The organism is Paracoccus alkenifer, assembly GCF_900108405.1.
Lineage (GTDB): Bacteria > Pseudomonadota > Alphaproteobacteria > Rhodobacterales > Rhodobacteraceae > Paracoccus > Paracoccus alkenifer.
Genome location: NZ_FNXG01000002.1, coordinates 89047 through 104259, shown reverse-complemented (window position 1 = coordinate 104259; position 15213 = coordinate 89047). Strand labels below are relative to the sequence as shown.

General features: G+C 67.9%; 15 protein-coding genes and 1 tRNA gene. 3 read left to right on the top strand and 13 right to left on the bottom strand.

The features are described from left to right. Positions 1-259 precede the first annotated feature (259 nt). Together BLW83_RS04640 and BLW83_RS04635 are read right to left on the bottom strand one after the other, a co-directional pair. Positions 260-1060: an RlmE family RNA methyltransferase gene (locus BLW83_RS04640; RefSeq protein WP_090846144.1), complete on the bottom strand. Its 801-nt coding sequence runs from the start codon at positions 1058-1060 to the stop codon at positions 260-262. Further along, positions 1060-2184 carry a Ppx/GppA phosphatase family protein gene (locus tag BLW83_RS04635; RefSeq protein WP_090846142.1) on the bottom strand — a complete coding sequence of 375 codons (1125 nt, stop codon included), beginning with the start codon at positions 2182-2184 and terminating at the stop codon, positions 1060-1062. The genes BLW83_RS04640 and BLW83_RS04635 overlap by 1 nt, the downstream gene beginning before the upstream one ends. 159 nt (positions 2185-2343) lie before the next feature. Between BLW83_RS04635 and BLW83_RS15670 the strand changes: the two genes are divergently transcribed. Both BLW83_RS15670 and BLW83_RS04630 read left to right on the top strand, forming a co-directional pair. Further along, positions 2344-2514 carry a hypothetical protein gene (locus BLW83_RS15670; protein ID WP_177172492.1) on the top strand — a complete coding sequence of 57 codons (171 nt, stop codon included), beginning with the start codon at positions 2344-2346 and terminating at the stop codon, positions 2512-2514. A 307-nt stretch (positions 2515-2821) separates the two neighbouring features. Then, positions 2822-3508 carry a M48 family metallopeptidase gene (locus BLW83_RS04630; protein WP_090846140.1) on the top strand — a complete coding sequence of 229 codons (687 nt, stop codon included), beginning with the start codon at positions 2822-2824 and terminating at the stop codon, positions 3506-3508. 70 nt (positions 3509-3578) lie between these two features. On the opposite strand, the gene BLW83_RS04625 is transcribed toward BLW83_RS04630, so the two are convergent. From BLW83_RS04625 to BLW83_RS04580, 10 genes are all read right to left on the bottom strand, one after another. Next, positions 3579-3980: a group III truncated hemoglobin gene (locus tag BLW83_RS04625; protein ID WP_090846138.1), complete on the bottom strand. Its 402-nt coding sequence runs from the start codon at positions 3978-3980 to the stop codon at positions 3579-3581. Positions 3981-4073: 93 nt separating this feature from the next. Beyond that, on the bottom strand, positions 4074-5036 hold the full coding sequence (gene pta, locus BLW83_RS04620) for a phosphate acetyltransferase (RefSeq protein ID WP_090846136.1): 963 nt from the start codon (positions 5034-5036) through the stop codon (positions 4074-4076). Between the two features lie 4 nt (positions 5037-5040). Then, a complete protein-coding gene (locus BLW83_RS04615) occupies positions 5041-6054 on the bottom strand; it encodes a YeiH family protein (protein ID WP_245728637.1) in 1014 nt (337 codons plus the stop codon). A 206-nt stretch (positions 6055-6260) separates the two neighbouring features. Then, complete coding sequence (gene xsc, locus BLW83_RS04610) at positions 6261-8042, bottom strand: sulfoacetaldehyde acetyltransferase (protein WP_090846120.1); 1782 nt, start codon at positions 8040-8042, stop codon at positions 6261-6263. Between the two features lie 12 nt (positions 8043-8054). Continuing rightward, the gene (locus BLW83_RS04605) at positions 8055-9443 is read right to left on the bottom strand and encodes an NAD(P)/FAD-dependent oxidoreductase (RefSeq protein WP_090846118.1); all 1389 of its coding nucleotides are present in this window, start codon (positions 9441-9443) and stop codon (positions 8055-8057) included. Between the two features lie 13 nt (positions 9444-9456). Continuing rightward, positions 9457-9885, bottom strand: coding sequence for a nuclear transport factor 2 family protein (locus BLW83_RS04600; RefSeq protein ID WP_090846117.1), 429 nt, complete (start codon positions 9883-9885; stop codon positions 9457-9459). Then, positions 9882-10397: a universal stress protein gene (locus BLW83_RS04595; RefSeq protein WP_090846115.1), complete on the bottom strand. Its 516-nt coding sequence runs from the start codon at positions 10395-10397 to the stop codon at positions 9882-9884. Before BLW83_RS04595 ends, BLW83_RS04600 begins: the two co-directional genes overlap by 4 nt. 12 nt (positions 10398-10409) lie before the next feature. After that, a complete protein-coding gene (locus BLW83_RS04590; protein WP_090846113.1) occupies positions 10410-11750 on the bottom strand; it encodes a TRAP transporter large permease in 1341 nt (446 codons plus the stop codon). After that, the gene (locus BLW83_RS04585; protein ID WP_090846111.1) at positions 11751-12293 is read right to left on the bottom strand and encodes a TRAP transporter small permease; all 543 of its coding nucleotides are present in this window, start codon (positions 12291-12293) and stop codon (positions 11751-11753) included. Between the two features lie 89 nt (positions 12294-12382). Beyond that, the gene (locus tag BLW83_RS04580) at positions 12383-13396 is read right to left on the bottom strand and encodes a TRAP transporter substrate-binding protein (protein ID WP_090846109.1); all 1014 of its coding nucleotides are present in this window, start codon (positions 13394-13396) and stop codon (positions 12383-12385) included. A gap of 169 nt (positions 13397-13565) precedes the next feature. Between BLW83_RS04580 and pdxR the strand changes: the two genes are divergently transcribed. Then, complete coding sequence (gene pdxR, locus BLW83_RS04575) at positions 13566-15119, top strand: MocR-like pyridoxine biosynthesis transcription factor PdxR (RefSeq protein WP_090846107.1); 1554 nt, start codon at positions 13566-13568, stop codon at positions 15117-15119. On the opposite strand, the gene BLW83_RS04570 is transcribed toward pdxR, so the two are convergent. Further along, positions 15098-15172, bottom strand: a tRNA-Thr gene (locus tag BLW83_RS04570). The genes pdxR and BLW83_RS04570 overlap by 22 nt on opposite strands. Between the last annotated feature and the right edge of the window lie 41 nt (positions 15173-15213).

Below are 15213 nucleotides of genomic sequence, written 5' to 3'. Positions count from 1 at the left end.
GCGGCCTTGTCCCCCAAGCCGAAACCCGCCCGCGCGCCGCCCCCGGCCGGCGGCGGCCAACAACCCGAGAAACCACGCACAGACGGCAAATTGGCCGCGGCTCTTTCCCTGCCGATCCCCCTTGGCCGGCGGCACGGCGAACGACAAAACCTTCATCACGCGCGGCCGGTCCGGCACCACGCACGCCCAGCCGCAGGGGCTGGGCGCAGCCGGGCGAGACACGTTGACGCGCTATGGGGCCGGGCGAATGTCCTGCATCTCAGGCGTGGGGGTCGCCGTCGTCCCCGCTTTCATCCCGGGCCTGCCGCCCCCGGAACCCCAGCGCCACGACGAATTTCTCGGACGAATCCTGTCGGCTTGCGGGCGGTTTGACGTTGGCGACCGTGGTGAAATTGCGCTTGAGGATGGTCAGCAGCCCCTGCTCGGCCCCTCCGGCCAGCACCTTGGCGACAAAGCTGCCGCCGGGTTCCAGCACGTCGAAGGCGAATTCTGCCGCAGCCTCGACCAGCGCCACGATGCGCAGGTGGTCCGTCGCCTTGTGCCCCGACGCGGATGCCGCCATGTCCGACATCACCAAATCGGCGCGGCCGCCCAGCCATTCCTTGACCTGCGCATCCGCATCATCGGACAGAAAGTCGAGCTGGTAGATCTCGGCCCCCGGGATCGGCTCGACCTCTTGCAGGTCAACGCCCAGCACCCGCCCCTGCGGCTTGCCGCGCGTCTCGCCCAGCGCGTTCACCCGCGCCACCGCCACCTGACACCAGCCGCCGGGCGCACAGCCCAGATCCACGACGCGGGCGCCGGGTTTCAGAAAGCGGTATTTATCGTCTAGTTCCAAGATCTTGTAGGCAGCGCGGCCGCGGTAACCCTCGCGTTTTGCGCGCACCACATAGGGGTCGTTCAGCTGCCGTTCCAGCCACAGGGTCGATGAAATCTTGCGCCCCTTGGCGGTCTTGACCCGCACCCGCAGGTCGCGCTGCCCGCGACCCGAACTGCCCCTGCCCGCCCGGCTGCCGGCCCCGCCGCGCCCGCCTGCCGCACCACCCGAACCCGCCGTCATCACGCCACTCCCATCAGCCCGTCCGAGGCCAATACCCCGTCGCGCACCATTTGCGAATAAAGCAGCCCCTCGCGCAGGCCGCGGTCGGCCACCGACAGGCGGCTGGTCGGCCAGACCCGCATCAGCGTCTGCAAGATCGCGGCGCCGGACATGATCAGGGCGTGACGCTCGCGGCCGATACGGGGGTCGGCGCGCCGCCCCTCGGGGCCCAGCGCCAGATAATTATGGATCACCCGGTCGATCTCGGCCGAGGTCATGGACAGCCCGTCCACCTTGGTGCGGTCATAGCGTTTCAACCCCAGGTGGCTGGCCGCCACGGTGGTCACCGTCCCCGAGGTGCCGATGATCTGAAACGCATCGTCGGCGCGCACCCCGGTGATATAGGGGGCGAAATCTTCCAGCATCTGTTCGAACTGCCAGCTCATCAGCGCGAATCGGGCGGGGTCGTCGCTGACATCGGCGAACTGGTCGCGCAGCGTGGCGACGCCCAGCGGCACGCTGATCCAGTCCACCACCCGCGCCGAACCCGCCGCGCCATCGGGAAAACCGTTGGTCAGCCGCATGATCGCGCGCGAGCGCTGCGCCGGCTCGACCTCGCGCAGGTCGATCCAGACCAGCTCGGTCGAGCCGCCGCCGATATCGACGACCAGCAGCTGTTCAGTCTGCACATTGACCAGCGGCGCGCAGGAAATCACGGCCAACCGGGCCTCTTCCTCGGCGGCGATCACCTCTAGCGGCAACCCGGTCTCGCGCCGGATCAGCCGCATGAAATCGCGGCTGTTGCGGGCGCGGCGGCAGGCTTCGGTCGCGACCAGCCGCATTCGTCGCACGCCGTGCTGTTCAAGCTTGCGCCGGCATACCTGCAAGGCATGCACCGTCCGCGACATGGATTGCCGCGAAAGCCGCCCGGATGCCTCAAGGCCAAGCCCCAGCTGGACCGGCTTCGAGAAGCTGTCGATCACCTGAAACTGACCACCCGAGGGGCGGGCGATCAGCATCCGGCAACTGTTCGTGCCCAGATCGAGGGCGGCATAAAGCGCGCCGTCGCCGGGCTTGCGGGTGTCGGCAGGCAGGGCCTTTGCGGCCGGGATTGCGTCCGCACCCGCGGGACGCCTGGGCGCCATCTGCAACGCCCTCCGAAATCGTGTTGATCTCAACCTAATAGGCCGGCCGGATCGGATCAAGGGCGCATCGGCGCCGCGCCGCAGCCGCTTGCTTGTCACCCCGCGCCGATTCGCCTAAGCCAGCGGCTGATCCTTTGGACAGCCAGCGGGAGAAGGCCCATGATCATCATCGCAGCCTTCGTGCTGGGGGCCATTCTGGGCGACATGCGCGCGCGAAAGGCCGGCGGCAACCGCAAGGACCGGCTGCAATATGCCGCAGCCCATGCGATCGCCTTTGCGGTGCTGGGGTTGTTCGCGACCATCCTGATCGACCGCTGGCTGCGGGTCTAGGGCGGTCTTTCGCGCGTTCCTCGATTCGCGGCGCTGCCACGGGTGGGGTTGACGGCAGCGCTGGACGCGATGCAGCCGGGGACGGGCTCGACGCGCTTTTTCGGAAAGCTTTTCCAGGGCAAGAACCGCACCGCCATGGGCGCCGACCCCCGAAAGCCGGCCCGGGAAATTTCTGGTTGATCCCGGTGCCCTGCCGTCTTTATCCCGATAATCGCCCGGTTCCTCGAAAGCCACATGCCGTCACAGGCCGCGCGGGTGCCGTGCAGATCCGCTTGATCCCGCGGCGGCCAGTGCCCAGATTGCCGGCATGAAACTGCTGCCGCTTATCCTTGTCGTGGTTTACGCCGTGGCCATGTGGCTGTTTTCGGCGTGGCGGCTGCGCCAGCAGCTGACGCAGAACTCGACGCCGCTGAACGACCCGCGGCTGGCCTCGGCGCTGGACCGGCTGGGACGGGCGATGGGGCTGGGTCCGGTCCGGGCCAATGTCTATGAAATCGCGCCGGTGAACGGGCTGGCCGCACCGGATGGCAGGGTGTTCCTGACCCGCGGCTTTCTGGACCAGCTCGACGCCGGCAAGGTCACCGAGGCCGAACTCGCCTCGGTCATCGCGCATGAGCTGGGCCACGTCACCCACGGCCACGCCCGGCGGCGGATGATGGATTTCGCCGGCCAGAACTTGGTGCGCACGGTGCTGGCGGGGACGTTTGGCCGCTTCATCCCCATCGTCGGCCCATGGCTGGCAATGCTGGTCGCCTCGGCGCTGGCCGCCCGCCTGTCGCGCAACGACGAATATGAGGCCGACGCCTTCGCCGCCGCGCTGATGGTCAAGTCGGGCTTCGGCACCGCGCCGCAAAAGGCGCTGCTGGCGCGGCTGGGCCAGCTGACCGGCAGCAGCGGCGCCCCCGTCGCCTGGCTGGCCTCGCACCCGCCCACCCAAGCCCGCATCGCCGCCATCGAGGCGCTGGAGCAGCGCTGGCAAAACCGGCAGGGCTGAGCGCTTCTTCATCACCCAAATATCCCGGGGGAGTCCCGGCACGGGACGGGGGCAGCGCCCCCTGCCCACTTTACCGCAGGACCGGCGGCCCGGGCGGCGCGTGCAGATCCTCGACCCCCATCCGCAGCCCGGCGCCGATCCGATGCGCCAGCGCCGACCATGCCTGCGCGGTCTCGTCGGGCAGCACCCGCAGCAGCGTGGCATCGAACAGCGCCAGCCAGTCGCGGAAATGCTCGGGCCGGACATCGCCCGCAGCGCGATGCACCCGCATCGGATTACCGTCATAGACCCGCTGGAACAGGATCGCATTGCGCCAAAAGGCCGCGATCCTGGCCTCATGTTCCGGCCAGTCGCCGACGTGATTGGCAAACACCGGTCCCAGCACCTCGTGCCGGCGCACGGCGGCATAGAATACGGCGACCACGCGGTCGATCTGTTCGGGCGAGACGGGAAAGCGCGGCGGGATGCTCATGTCCCCTATGTGGCCCCGACGCCGCCCCGACGCAAGCGCAGCGCCCGCCCGCAGCCGCCGCCCCCTCAGTCGCCCCCCCCCCCAGTCGCTCTCTCAGTCGCTGCGGGCCTGCACGGCGGTGACGGCGACCGCGGACACGATGTCCTCGACCGAACAGCCCCGCGACAGATCGTTGGCGGGGCGCGCCAGCCCTTGCAGGATCGGGCCGATGGCGGAAATGCCGCTGAGCCTCTGGGCGATCTTGTAGCCGATATTCCCCGAGGCGAGGTCGGGGAACACGAACACGTTTGCCGGCCCGTCCAGCGGGCTGTCCGGCGCCTTTTTCGCGCGCACCGAATCGTCCAGCGCCGCGTCGAACTGCAATTCGCCGTCGACCTGCAACCCGGGCGCACGGTCGCGCACGATCTGTAGCGCGGCGCGGATACGGGCCAGGCTTTCATGTTCCGCCGAACCCGCGGTCGAAAACGACAGCAGCGCCACGCGCGGGGTCTCTTGCAGCAGCTGCGCGCAGGATGCGGCCGAGGCGATGGCGATGTCGGCCAGCTCTTCGGCCGAGGGCTGGATGATCAGCCCGCAATCGGCAAAGATCATCCCGCCCTTGAGCGGCGCCCCCGGCGCACAGGACAGCATCAGGAAAAAACTGGACACGATGCGCGCATCCGGCGCCCGCCCGATGATCTGCAACGCCGCGCGCACCGTGTCGGCGGTGGTGGCGACGGCGCCGCCGACGGTGCCGTCGGCCAGCCCCAGCCGCACCCGCATCGCCGCCTGCGGGATCGGCTGCGCCATGATCGCGTGCGCCTGTTCGGGGGTGACGCCGCGGCTGGCGCGCAGCCGGTGATATTCCGCGGCCAGCATCTCAAGTTCGGGCGCGGCCGCGGGGTCGATGCAGGCCACCCCCGGCAGCGACGCGGCGGTCATCAGGGTGATGCGGGCCAGCCCGCGGCGGGTGATCTCGGTCGCGGCCTCGCGCACGCGGGGGTCGTCGCCTTCGGGCAGCACGATATGGCGGTCCAGCGCCGCGGCAGTTTCGAGGATACGGTCGAGAGGTTTCATATGCTCACCCGATGAGATGAAGGCCGACAAGGACGAAGCCGCCCAGGAACACCGTTTCCGCGACGATCAGCGCGATGGCACCGCCGCCGACCTCGAGCATCTTTCTGAGCGAGGTCTTGATGCCGACCGCGGCGATCGCGATCAGCAGGCACCAGCGCGAAAACGCCCCCGCCGCGGCGGACACCGCCGGCGGGATCAGCCCCAGCGAATTCAGCGTGGCCAGCGCCAGGAACCCCAGCACGAACCCCGGCAGCAGCGGCGGGCGGCCGCCGGCGCTGCTGTCGGCCAGTCCCCGGGCGCGGATCACCAGCGAAAACACCAGCACCACCGGCGCCAGCATCGACACCCGGATCAGCTTGACCAGCGTGGCGGTCTCGCCCGCTTCGGGGCCGATGGAAAACCCCGCGCCGACGACCTGCGCGACATCATGGATGGTGCCGCCCAGAAACACCCCGGCGGTGCGTTCGTCATAGCCGAACCAGCCCGACAGCAGCGGATAGATCACCATCGCCACCGTGGACAGCACCGTCACCGCCAGCACGGTGAACACGAGGTCGCGTTCCGATCGCTCATGGCGGGGCAGCACCGCGGCGATGGCCATGGCGGCCGAGGCGCCGCAGATCGCCACCGACCCCCCGGTCAGCAGCGCAAAGCGCCAGCGCCGCCCGACCAGCCGCGCCGCCAGCAGCGCAAACAGGATGGTGGCGACGACGCCCGCCACCACCAGCAGGATCAGCGGCCAGCCCAGCGCCGCCAGCATGTCCACGGAAATCCGCGCCCCCAGCAGCGCCACCCCCAGCCGCAGCACCGTGCGGGCGGTAAGGCCGATGCCCGGCGCGGTGCGGGTGCCGTCGTCGGCCAGGAAATTCAGCGCCAGCCCCAGCAGCAACGCCAGCAGCATCGCCGGGGCGCCGTAATGCTCCGACAGGAATTGCGCCGTCGCCGCGACCAGCGCCGACACGGCAAAACCGGGGAAATTGTCGGACAGAAAGCCCGGGGAAAGATATTGGCTGGCCACGATGAGGGTCTTTCGGCTGTGCAGTTCCGATCCCCGGCCACGACATGCGCGCGGCCGGGGAAAAGGGCGGGGCCTGCGCGGCCCTGCCGGAAAATGATGCGCCCATGGTCAGGCAGCCTTGGCCGCCCGGCGAAAGCCGATGCAGGCCGGGTCGCGGGGCGGGCGCGGGTCCGGCCGTGGCCGGCCCGCCCTACCCCCGCCGCGGCTCAGACCGCGCCTTGCTGCGGGCGCATGTCGGCCTTGTCGACGCCGGCCACGACGACGGGTTTCTTCATCGCGTCGCGACGGAAGGGCTCGCCCAGCTCCTGGTTCAGCAGCACCTCGATAAAGGTGGTGCGCCCCTCGGCCATCTGCCGCTCGACCGCCTTGTGCAGCTCGTCGGTCAGCTGCTCGGGGCTGCGCACGACCACGCCTTCCAGCCCGCAGGCCCGCGCGATCCCGGCATAGGAGGTGTCGCGGTCCAGCTCGGTCCCGACAAAGTTGTTGTCATACCACAGCGTCGTGTTGCGCTTTTCCGCGCCCCACTGGTAGTTGCGAAAGATCACCATGGTGATCGCCGGCCAGTCCTCGCGGCCGCAGGCGGTCATCTCGTTCATGGAAATCCCGAAGGCACCGTCGCCGGCAAAGCCGATCACCGGCGTGTCGGGGTTGCCGACCTTGGCGCCCAGAATCGCGGGGAACCCGTAGCCGCAGGGGCCGAACAGCCCCGGCGCCAGATATTTCCGCCCCTGCTCAAAGCTGGGATAGGCGTTGCCGATGGCGCAGTTGTTGCCGATGTCCGAGCTGACGATGGCATCCGCCGGCACCGCCTGCATGATCGCGCGCCACGCCTGACGTGGCGACATCAGATCGGCGTCGCGGCTGCGGGCATCGGCGTTCCATTCGGTGCCGGGATCGTCCTGCTCGTGGTCCAGACTGGACAGCTCCTGCGCCCAGCGCGAACGGGTCTGCGCGATCAGGTCGCGGCGCTGCTGGCGCCCCGAGTCCCCCGCATCCGGCGCCAGACCGGCCAGAATGCCGCGCGCGACCTTGCCCGCATCGCCCTGGATGCCCACCGTCACCTTCTTGGTCAGCCCGATGCGGTCGGCGTTGATGTCCACCTGGATCACCTTGGCGTCCTTGGGCCAATAGTCGATCCCGTAGCCCGGCAGGGTCGAGAACGGGTTGAGCCGCGTCCCCAGCGCCAGCACCACATCGGCCTGCGAGATCAGCTCCATCGCGGCCTTTGATCCGTTGTAGCCCAGCGGACCAGCCGCCAGCGGGTGGCCGCCGGGAAAGCTGTCATTGTGCTGATAGTTGGAACAGACCGGCGCATCCAGACGCTCGGCCAGCTTGACGAGATCGGGGATCGCCCCCGCCAGCACCACCCCCGCGCCCGACAGGATCACCGGGAATTTCGCCTCGGACAGCAGCTTCGCGGCCTCGGCAATCGCGGTCTCGCCGCCCGAGGGCCGCTCGAACGCCACCACCTGCGGCAGTTCCACATCGATCACCTGCGTCCAGAAATCGCGAGGGATGTTGATCTGCGCGGGGGCCGAGTTGCGCCACGCCTGCATGATGACCCGGTTCAGCACCTCGGGGATGCGCGAGGCGTCGCGCACCTCTTCCTGATAGCAGACGGCATCCGCGAACAGGCGCATCTGCTCCATCTCCTGGAAACCGCCCTGGCCGATGGTGCGGTTCGCCGCCTGCGGCGTCACCAGCAGCAGGGGCGTGTGGTTCCAGTAGGCGGTCTTGATCGGAGTGACGAAGCCGGTCACGCCGGGGCCGTTCTGCGCGATCGCCATCGACATCTTGCCGGTCGAGCGCGTGAACCCGTCCGCCATCAGCCCGGCGTTGGTTTCATGGGCGCAATCCCAGAACGTGATGCCGGCCTTGGGGAACAGGTCGCTGACCGGCATCATCGCCGATCCGATGATCCCGAAGGCATGTTCGATGCCGTGCATCTGGAGGACTTTGACGAATGCCTCTTCGGTCGTCATTTTCATGGTCATTTCTCCTTACTGGCGCTCGTCGCGGAAGTGATAGAGTTGATAAAGGCCCCACTGGCCGAGCCGGCGGAACGGGGTTTTCCAGCCCTCGTGCTTCAGCTCGGTGCCGAAGATGGGCAGGTCGGGGACGGGTTGCCCGGCGACCAGCTGCGCCATGCGGCGGCCGGCCATGGCGGAATACATGACGCCGTTGCCGCCGTAGCCCAGCGCGTAATAGGCGCCCGGCAGGTCGCGCAGCCCGGTGATGCGGGGCATCATGTCGTGGCTGACATCGACCCAGCCCCACCAGCTGTAGTCCAGCTCGACCCCGCGCAGGACGGGGAACTTGCGGGCCATGCCCTCGCGCAGGCTGGCGAGGTGCCGGGGGTTGGCGGCGTCGCGGCCGGTGATCGCCGCGCGCGAGCCGATCTGCAACCGGTTGTCGGGCAGCAGCCGATAGTAATGGCGCAGCGTGCGCGTGTCGGTCAGCGGCGAATGCACCTGCGCCCCGATCTCGGCCAGCTCGGCCTGGGTCAGCACCCGCGTCACCACGCTGTTCGACATGATCGGCAGCAGCCGGTCGCGCAGCCGGGCGTGCAGGCTGCGCGGCGCATAGCCGGCGGTCGCCACCGCGACCCGGCGCGCCCGCACCGTGCCGCCCGGGGTGCGCAGGTGGTGGACGCCGTTGCGGTATTCCCAGCCGTCCACGGGGCTGTCGACATGGACGCGGGCGCCGTTCTCGCGCGCGACCCGGCAATAGCCAAAGGCCAGCTTGGCCGCATGGACCCCCACCCCGTCGGGCTCGAACATCGCGCCCTGGGCCTCGTGGTCGCGGACCACCTGCTCGTGCAGCTCGTCGCGCGTCATCATGCGGGCGCCATAGCCGAACCTGTCGCGCAGCAGCGCCGCCTCGGCCTCCAGCCCCGGCATCACCGAGCGCTTGTGCGCGATATAGTAATGCCCGCCGTCCTGCGGCTCGCAGTCGATGGAATGGTCGCGGATCTGGGCGCGCCAATAGTCGAATGCCTCAAGCATCTCGCCGTGCAGGCGCCGGGCCACGTCCAGCCCCCAGCGGTCGATCCACTGGCTGCGCTTGAGCCGGCCGGCGGAAAACTGCGCCTGCCCGCCATTGCGGGTCGAACAGCCATAGGCGGTGCCATGCGCTTCCAGCACCACGGTCTCGATGCCCAGGTCGCGGGTCAGCGCCATGGCACAGTTCAGCCCGGTATAGCCCGAGCCGATGACCGCGCATTCCACGTCGAAATCGCCGGTCACGGGGCCGTCGTCGGGCGGAGCGGCGCCGGCGGTACCGATCCAGTAGGTCGGGGCATAGTCGCTGCCCCGGCCAAGGGTGCGGGCGGTCATCGGGTCATACAGCGGATCATATCCGGCGTTGCCGCGCTTGGGTGTTTCCAGCATGGTCGTGGGTGTCCTACCTGGCCGGGTTGGCGGTGGCGGCGGTGCCGGCGGCAGCAGCCACCGGCGGGCGTTGCTTGCGGATCGCCTGTTTCTCGACGATCCGGCCGTCGCGGATGCGAAACAGATCGGCGCCCTGCACCTCGGTGCGGGTGCCGTCGGGGTTGGTGGCGCGAAAGGTCCACTGGCTGACGCCGCGGCTGCCGTCCTGCGACATGAAATGTTCGTGGTCGGCCCATTGCACGTCCGGCATGGTGGTCCAGACGCCCTCAAAGGCGCGGGCAATGGCGTCGCGGCCGCGGATCTCGGTGCCGTGTTCCGCGTCGCCGGCGACGGTATAGAACACGCAATCCTCGTCGAAATGGGTCATCACGCCGTCGATGTCATGTCGGTTGAAGGCATCGAAAGTCGCCTTGAGGTCGTCGGCGGTCAGGGTCTTGGTCATCGGTTCGGCCTTTCGGAAGCATCGGGATAGGGGATGATCAGGGTCGGGATGTGCGCGCGGCGCATGACCCGCATCGCCACTGTTCCCAGGAAAGTGTGGACCAGCCCGTGTTCGTGGCTGCCCATCAGGATCATGTCGGCGCCGAGCGCCGAGGCATGGGTCAGGATCACCTCGGCCGGCTGGCCCTCGATGATCTCGATCGAGGCGATGCGGTCGCGGCGCGCGACCTTCTGCGGGTCGGTCTCGTCCCAGAAGCTGCGCTGGCGCTCGGCCATCACCTCGCGGGCGGTGGCCAGGCGGTCGCGCACCGCGGCATCGCGCATCTCGGGGTCGGTGACATAGGTGCGCAGGGTGATCCGCGCCTCTTGCGACAGCGGCCGCAGCGCGTGGACGACATGCAGCCTGCCGTCCAGCTGCTCGGCCATCCGCACCGCGTAGCGCAGGGCGTAGATCGCGCCCTCGGACAGGTCCGTGGCATAGAGCAGGGTCTTGATCGGCCTGATCTCGATCATGGGAAACTCCGGTCAATAGCCCATCGCGCGGGGCAGCCACAGCGAGATCCCGGGCACGGCCGCGATCACCGCGATGGCCAGCACGAGGGCGAGGATGAAGGGCAGCGCGCGGACCGCGATCTTTTCGATGTCGATTTTCGAGATGCCCGAGGCGATGAACAGATTCTCGCCCAGCGGCGGGGTGACAAAGCCGACCGACAGCGAACAGATCATCACGATGCCGAAATGGATCGGGTCGATGCCGACGGAATAGGCGACGGGCACCATCACCGGCACGAGGATCATGATCGCGGCCAGGGTTTCCATGAACATCCCCACCACCAGCAGAAAGACGATCAGGATCGCCCAGATCACCGGCACGCTGTCGATCAGCGACAGCAGGCTGTTGGCCAGATGCGCAGGGATCTGGTTTTCCACCAGGATGCGGCCAAAGATCGTGGCGGTGAACAGCACCAGCAGCACCCGCCCGGTCAGCCAGGTCGTGGCCTCAAGCGCGACCACGATTTCCTTGAGATTGACCTCGCGGTAGATGAAGATGCCGACGAACAGCGTATAGAAGATCGCGACGATCGCGGCCTCGGTGGGCGTAAAGAACCCGCCGTAGATGCCGCCCAGGATCACCAGCGGCGCCAGGATCGACCAGAAGCCCTGATAGAGCGTGCGCAGGATCGCGCGGGCCGACAGCGGCTCGGCGCCTCCGTGATAGCCCAGCCGCCGGCAGCGGATGTAATTGGCCAGCATCAGCGATCCGGCCATCACGAAACCGGGCAGGAAACCGGCGATGAACAGTTTCGAGATGGATACGGTCTGGAACTGGCCGAATTTCTCGACCGCGTCGGGCGGGGCCTGCAAGCCCATCGCCGAGATGCCAAAGATGACCATCGGGATCGAAGGCGGGATGACGATGCCCAGCCCGCCGGCCGCCGCCGTGACCGAGGCCGCATAGGACCGGTCGTAGCCCGCGCGCACCATCGCCGGGATCATCAGCATCCCGACCGCGGCGGTGGTAGCCGGGCCCGAGCCGGAAATCGCGCCGAAGAACACGCAAGCCAGCACCGTCGCCGCGGAAATTCCACCGGTAAAGGGGCCGGCCAGGCTTTCGGCGACGTTGATCAGGCGGCGGCTGACGCCCGCGGCCTCCATCAGCGCGCCCGCCAGGATAAAGGCCGGCAGCGCCATCAGCGGGAACGAACCCACCGAGGACCAGGCCATCTGGACCATCTTGATCGGGTTGTCGCCCAGATACCACATCGCCGCCAGCGCCGAGACCCCAAGCCCGACCGAGATCGGCGCGCCCAGCACCAGCAGGAACCCGAACGTCCCGAACAGGACCAGAATGATTGCGTTATCCATTCAGAATTTCCCCCGCTCGGGCAGTTCCTGCTGGGCAAGCTCGATCTCGACCTCGTCGGGGTCGCGCGGGTCGACGCCCAGAACCAGCTTGAGATAATTCACTTGCAGGATGCGCAGCGTCATCAGCACAAAGGCGACGACCATCGGCGCCATCAGCCATTTCATCGGCCAGCCCAGCGTCTGCGCCTTAACAAAGGGCTTCAGCGCGCCGATGTAGCGGATCGCGTAAAAGATGAAGATGACATTGAACATCACCCAGAACAGGTCGCCCACCGCCTCGACCATCCGGCCCAGCTGGCGGGGCATCATCCTGATATGAAAGGTGACGCGGTTGTGGGCCGCCATGCGCGCGGCATAGCTGGCGCCGAAATAGGCGAACCAGACGAACAGGATCACCGAGAATTCCTCGATCCAGGTGATCGAGAACCCGAACACCTGACGCGCGACGATCTGCACGAACAGCAGCGTCACGAACACGGCCAGGAGGATCCGGCAGATATAGCTTTCCAGCTTGTCGAGATGTTGCCACAGGGCAGCAGTCATCGTTCGGCCTCCGGGAAGGGGTCGGTCGGTTGGAAAATCAGCAGGCGCCGCATGGGGCGCCCGCGATCAGCGGCGAAACGCCCGCGGGGTCATTCGACCGCCGGCCGGCCCAGTTCGGCCATGACGGCGTTGACCTCGTCCTTGCCGCCCACGCTGTCGTAGAACTTGGGCCAGACGCCGGCGATGGCGCGGTCCATGAACTCTTTCTCGCCGTCGGCGGGTTCGGTGATTTCCATGCCGCGGGCGACCAGCTCTTCGCGGATCCGGGCCTCTTCGTTGCGCAGGAACTCGGCCGAGGCCAGCGTCGCTTCGTGCCCGGCATCCAGCACCTGCTGCTGTTCCTCGGGCGACAGCGACTGGAACAGCTGTTCGCTGACGATCAGCGGCTCGATCGAAAAGATGTGGCGCAGGTCGGTGATGTATTTCTGGACTTCGTAGAACTTCATCGCGTTGACGGTCATATACGGGTTGTCCTGCCCGTGGACGACTTTTTGCTGCAACGCGGCGAAGGTTTCGGACCATGCCATCGGCGTGGGGCTGATGCCCCAGGACTTGTAGGTCTCGATCATGATCTCGTTCTTCGGAACCCGGATCACCAGCCCCTGAAGATCGGCCACGGTGGACACCGGTTGCGAGGAATTGGTCAGCACCCGAAAGCCGGAATAGGCCCAGCCGATGATGCGGACGCCGGCGTTCTCGATGGTCTTGTCCACCAGCCGCTGGCCGATCGGGCCCTGGGTGACCTTTTCCGCATCCTCAAGCGACAGGATCACATAAGGCAGGGTCAGCGAGCCGACCTCGGGCGAGAACGGCGTGATGTTGTTGATCGCAAGGATCGAGAAATCCAGCGTGCCGGTCGCGGCGGCGCCGACGGTGTCCTGCTCGTCGCCGAGCTGGCCGTTCAGGAACAGCCGCGCACTGTGCTTGCCGCCGGATTTTTCCGCCAGGGCCGCGGCAAAGGTCTTGCCCAGCGCCTCTTGCGTGCCGCCGGCGCCGTCGCCGACAGCCACCTTGAATTCGGTCGCCACGGCCGGGGCGGCGGTCAGCGTCGCCAGCAGCGCCGCAACGGCTGCGCCGCGCATCGTTTTCGACAGATAGGTCATGTTACCTCCCATGCCGGCCACTCCCCTGGCCGGTCGTGACGCAGGGATGACATCTTGACGCAGCCGCGCATATCGCCAGTTGATGCAAACGATATGTCCAGTTGCCGGGGTCGCGGCGAAAACCCGCATCCGGGCGCAGCAGCAGCAAGGGGAAAGACGCAGCAGCCACATGGTCCAGAGCCACCGCATCCCGCCCGAATCGGTCTATCTGCAAAAATCCGCCGCCGCGACGTTACAGGGGCAGCTGTCGGCGGCGCTGGTGCGGCTGATCCTCGACCGCCGCTATCCGCCGGGGACGCATCTGCCCTCGACCCGGCAGCTGTCGCGGCATCTGGGCATCTCGCGGCTGACGGTGACGCTGGTCTATCAGGAACTGACCGCCGGCGGCTATGTCGAGCCGCGCGCCCGGTCGGGCCATGTCGTTGCCGACAGCGTGCCGCACCGCCGGCTGCGCCAGCCCGAACCGGGACAGGGCCGCTGCAACGTGGACTGGGACGACTGGCTGCGCGATGCCCCGCGCCGCCGCCGCGTCATCCGCAAGCCTGCCAACTGGCAGGAATATCGCTATTCGTTCATCTACGGGCAGGCGGACCCGGCGCTGTTCGATCTGAATGCGTGGCGCGAATGCATGCGCCAGTCCACCTCGCGCCGCGATTTCGGCAATCTGGCCGCGGATCAATACGGCCAGGACGACCCGCTGCTGGTGGATTTCATCTGCGCCAACACCCTGCCCCGCCGCGGGATCATGGCGCAGCCGGAAAACGTGCTGATCACCGTCGGCGCCCAGAATGCGCTCTACATGCTGGCGCAGCTGCTGGCCGGTCCCGCGCGGCCGGCGGTGATGGAGGAACCCGGCTATCCCGATTTCGCCGAGATCCTGCGCCACACCGGCTGCCCGGTGCATTTCCAGCCGATCCGGGCCCACGGGCTTGAGCCGTCAGAGATCCCGGCCGAGGCGCGGCTGGTCATGGTGACCCCCAGCCACAACATCCCCACCGGCGTGACCATGCCTCTGGCCCAGCGCCGCGAGCTGCTGCGCCTTGCGGCCGAGCGTGATTTCCTGATCGTCGAGGATGATTACGAATTCGAGATGTCCTATCTGGCCCCGCCCGAGCCGGCGCTGAAGTCGCTGGATGGCGACGGGCGGGTGATCTATGTCGGCAGTTTTTCCAAGTCGCTGTTTCCGGGGCTGCGCATCGGCTACATGGTCGGTCCCGCCCCGCTGATCGCCCAGGCCCGCGAGCTGCGCACGATCATGCTGCGCCATGTTCCCGGCCATTTGCAGCGCGTTGCCGCGCATTTCCTGGCCTATGGCCATTACGACGCCCATATCGTCCGGCTGCGGCAGGTCTTTCGCCAGCGCCGCGCCGCGCTGGTCGAGGCGTTTCAGGACGTCCCGCATCTGTGCATCGCCGGCGCCGCACGGCAGGGCGGGTCCAGCATCTGGGTGCGGGCGCTGAACGGGATCGACAGCGACGCGCTGGGGCTGCGCCTGCAACGCGACAGCGTGCTGATCGAGCCGGGCGCGGCGTTTTTCGAACGCCCGCCCCGGCCGTGCCCGTATTTCCGGCTGGGCTATTCCTCGATCCCCGAGGACCGCATCGCCCGGGGCGTCTCGCTGATCGCCCGCGCGGCGCTGCAAATGGAATCGCAGCCGGACGACAGCGGGTCCGCGCAGGCAGGGTCCGGAATCGGGGAGGATGGTGCTGTGAGTGAGGATTGAACTCACGACCTCTCCCTTACCAAGGGAGTGCTCTACCACTGAGCTACCACAGCGCCGGTCGGTCCGTCTGGGACCGTGCGGGGCGATTTAGACG

Coding starts and splice junctions, on each gene's coding strand:
- BLW83_RS04580 (WP_090846109.1), bottom strand. CDS start 13,396: ATGACCTATCTGTCGAAAACGATGCGCGGCGCAGCCGTTGCGGCGCTG.
- BLW83_RS04640 (WP_090846144.1), bottom strand. CDS start 1,060: ATGACGGCGGGTTCGGGTGGTGCGGCAGGCGGGCGCGGCGGGGCCGGC.
- BLW83_RS04625 (WP_090846138.1), bottom strand. CDS start 3,980: ATGAGCATCCCGCCGCGCTTTCCCGTCTCGCCCGAACAGATCGACCGC.
- xsc (WP_090846120.1), bottom strand. CDS start 8,042: ATGAAAATGACGACCGAAGAGGCATTCGTCAAAGTCCTCCAGATGCAC.
- BLW83_RS04590 (WP_090846113.1), bottom strand. CDS start 11,750: ATGGATAACGCAATCATTCTGGTCCTGTTCGGGACGTTCGGGTTCCTG.
- BLW83_RS04595 (WP_090846115.1), bottom strand. CDS start 10,397: ATGATCGAGATCAGGCCGATCAAGACCCTGCTCTATGCCACGGACCTG.
- BLW83_RS04600 (WP_090846117.1), bottom strand. CDS start 9,885: ATGACCAAGACCCTGACCGCCGACGACCTCAAGGCGACTTTCGATGCC.
- BLW83_RS04630 (WP_090846140.1), top strand. CDS start 2,822: ATGAAACTGCTGCCGCTTATCCTTGTCGTGGTTTACGCCGTGGCCATG.
- BLW83_RS04585 (WP_090846111.1), bottom strand. CDS start 12,293: ATGACTGCTGCCCTGTGGCAACATCTCGACAAGCTGGAAAGCTATATC.
- pta (WP_090846136.1), bottom strand. CDS start 5,036: ATGAAACCTCTCGACCGTATCCTCGAAACTGCCGCGGCGCTGGACCGC.
- pdxR (WP_090846107.1), top strand. CDS start 13,566: ATGGTCCAGAGCCACCGCATCCCGCCCGAATCGGTCTATCTGCAAAAA.
- BLW83_RS04635 (WP_090846142.1), bottom strand. CDS start 2,184: ATGGCGCCCAGGCGTCCCGCGGGTGCGGACGCAATCCCGGCCGCAAAG.
- BLW83_RS04605 (WP_090846118.1), bottom strand. CDS start 9,443: ATGCTGGAAACACCCAAGCGCGGCAACGCCGGATATGATCCGCTGTAT.
- BLW83_RS15670 (WP_177172492.1), top strand. CDS start 2,344: ATGATCATCATCGCAGCCTTCGTGCTGGGGGCCATTCTGGGCGACATG.